The organism is Lactobacillus jensenii DSM 20557 (assembly GCF_001436455.1).
Classification (GTDB): Bacteria; Bacillota; Bacilli; order Lactobacillales; family Lactobacillaceae; genus Lactobacillus; species Lactobacillus jensenii.
Map to the genome: position 1 here is coordinate 1 of NZ_AYYU01000048.1, position 2,817 is coordinate 2,817.

The 2,817-nt window shown below is 32.5% G+C and carries 4 protein-coding genes; all 4 read left to right on the forward strand.

The features are described 5' to 3' along the window. Positions 1–84 precede the first annotated feature (84 nt). The 4 genes from FC45_RS07300 (at position 85) to FC45_RS07315 (ending at position 2,677) form a co-directional block, all read left to right on the forward strand. A complete protein-coding gene (locus tag FC45_RS07300) occupies positions 85–906 on the forward strand; it encodes a hypothetical protein (protein ID WP_057706514.1) in 822 nt (273 codons plus the stop codon). 102 nt (positions 907–1,008) lie between these two features. Then, positions 1,009–1,587: a hypothetical protein gene (locus FC45_RS07305; RefSeq protein ID WP_006585216.1), complete on the forward strand. Its 579-nt coding sequence runs from the start codon at positions 1,009–1,011 to the stop codon at positions 1,585–1,587. Positions 1,588–1,599: 12 nt separating this feature from the next. Further along, complete coding sequence (locus FC45_RS07310) at positions 1,600–2,196, forward strand: ATP-binding cassette domain-containing protein (protein ID WP_006585215.1); 597 nt, start codon at positions 1,600–1,602, stop codon at positions 2,194–2,196. Further along, positions 2,189–2,677: a hypothetical protein gene (locus FC45_RS07315; protein ID WP_006585214.1), complete on the forward strand. Its 489-nt coding sequence runs from the start codon at positions 2,189–2,191 to the stop codon at positions 2,675–2,677. The genes FC45_RS07310 and FC45_RS07315 overlap by 8 nt, the downstream gene beginning before the upstream one ends. The last annotated feature ends 140 nt before the right edge of the window (positions 2,678–2,817 follow it).

Below are 2,817 nucleotides of genomic sequence, written 5' to 3' on the forward strand. Positions count from 1 at the left end.
TTAGTGCAGATAGAAAATAATATAACTCTTACAAAAATGATTCTAAATAGAATCTCTTTTTATATTTATTGAAAGGAAAAAAATATGTTTTCTAAGAGAACGTGTAAAATAATGCTCTTGGCTTTGCTAGTATATCTACTTTTAATTACATTCACTACCTTATCTATTATCAAATCTGAAATGAAGCCAACAGTAACTGCTGAAGATTTCATCTATATGTTTACGATTGTACAACCATTGGGCTTTTTTGATAGTCTTTCTACCTACATGTCTTTATTGATTTTCCCTGTGATAGGCTCTTTTACATCAATTTTTGTGAAAAATAATAATGAGCTGAGCAATATTATTCAAAGAATTGGATACAATAATTTTTTGAAAAAAGCAGCTTTGCAAGCTTTTTTAATGGGAGTAACTTTCTCCGTGATAAGTGAAATTTATCGAATTATTTTAATTAACTGGAACTATGCGCCAATTACCTTTACTGAAAAGAGTTTTTATTTGTTTCAGTCGAAAAATTCTTTTTCAAATAATAGTTTTATTCAATTGCTTTTATTCATGGCTACTGCTGCTGTAGGTTGGGGAATCTTTTCAGTATTTATCTTTGCTTGTGGGCTATATGTTAAAAAGAATGCAATCTTTTTAATTTCTGGCGAGTTTATCGGATTAATTTTGCTGCTTTTGCCAACCTTATATGCGATGATTAACCCTTTTTTACTTGCTGTTGCAAATATTGTTGAAATTCCAACGCTAGTTGCTCCAGGATTGATTAATATGGGAAGTCAGGGAGCACCAGGCGGAATCATGATTACCTGGGTAGCTTGTGCTTTATTATATGCTTTCTCAGCTTGGATTTTGATGACTTTATGGAAGAAAAAAGCAATTGCAAATGAACTAAAAGGAAAATAAATCTTGAAGTTAGCACTTTTTTGCTAGAAAGACCTTATCAAATCTAACTTTTTCATTTTATTTGCTTGTTCACTAACAAGAAGTGCAGTTAGGAGGTAACTGATGCCTGAAAAAACCGATAAAATTCTCAAATACAGTCTGCTTTTAATGATGGCGTTAGGTTTTTTGGCAAGCTTGTTTTTAGCTCCCGACTTTACGTCTAAAACGGATGTGATTTTTCCGACTTGTTATTCACATTTTTTGTCTTTATATGTTCAAACAGGTCTTTATGTTTTAACTTACTATGAGGTCATTACGATTCGTCACTTAAGTAATGAAATTGCGGTTCGCTCACAAACTAAACGAATTATTGTCTTTTTAATGCGTTTGATTTTTTGCCAATGGTTCTTGTTTTGGTTATCATATTTGGCTACTTTTTACTTGCTAGGTCATCGTATCTTTTTCAAAATGGGTAATCCAGTTTTTGGCATGAATCTCTTATTAGGACATTTAATTCTTGTCCTGCTTTTAGCATGGTGCTTGATATTAGCTTATAAAGTGCCTTATCCATACCTAGTTATCATCATAGTAGTCATTCTCACGCTAATTTATCACTATTATTTTGAAGTGAAAATTTTACTACCGAAGTACAATCCTATCTTTGATCCTATTTATCGTGCACTTCACCATATTTACCTGTAAAGGAGAAAACTCATGTTAAGAATTGAAAATGTTAATAAAAATTTTGGTAAAAAAGTAATTCTTAAAGATATCAATTTAACTGTTAAACCAGGGGAGAGAGTCCATATTGTTGGTAAAAATGGTTGTGGTAAATCCACTCTGTTTAAAATTATCACAGGTATTTTAAAGGCTCAGGGTCAGGTTAAGTTGGATGAAGAGGATTATCTGGGTGCTATGATTGAAAATCCGGGTTTTCTAGAATATGAAACCGGCCTAGAAAATTTGAAATTTTTGGCTAATTTGAATCATCACTATGATGAAGCAAAAGTTCGCAATTTAATGAAAGAATTTTCGCTTGATCCTGATGAAAGCCAAGCGGTAAGCAAATATTCGATTGGGATGCGACAAAAGCTAGGCATTATTCAAGCAATCATGGAAAATCAAAATATTGTTTTATTTGATGAACCAACTCGAGGAATTGACAAAGAGGGGGTTACTACCTTTCTAAAGATGCTTGATCGCTTAAAAGAACAAAAAGTAAGTGTCATTATTGCAACTCATGAAGATATTGCTGGACTGACTTATGACCGAGTATTGAAGTTAGAAAACGGGGCTTTAGAAAATGTCTAGACAAAGGAAATTTTGGCTTTTTAGTTTAGTTATTTGCCTAATTTTATTTTGGGCTAGACAGGTATTGCCCGAGTTAACTAACTCTCAGATGACTTTGGTTAATTTTGCTTTTAGTAGTCGAGGAATGCGCTTGATGCTTTTGAGTTGCCTTCTTTTTACCTATGATATTTGTCCCGTTTTAATGGCAACTACCGAAGCTGATGAATTCAATACCTTTTTATGGACTAGGAAGATTGGCGTTAGTAAAGCTTACATGATTTTTGCCAAAAGATTTGCTAATTATTTTCTTCCTTTCATCGTAGCGCACTTAATGCTGCTTAATTCGTTGCAATTGCTACTGCAATTACTTACCTTACCGATTTGGCTATTATTGTGGGTAATTCTGACCGCTCTAGAATTTGTTAAAATAGCTAGTCCAATTAAAAAAGCTAGTATTGGATTAGTTTTTTTAGTAGCTAGGATGGGGATTTTATTAATTTAAAGATTTAGTGGTAAAAATAAATCTATGATATCTACTAAAATCTCAATAAATTAAAAAAGTGCTTGCAAAAAATTTCCGCTATGGTATATTAATAAATGTGCTAAGTGACATGCGGAAGTAGTTCAGTGGTAGAACATCAC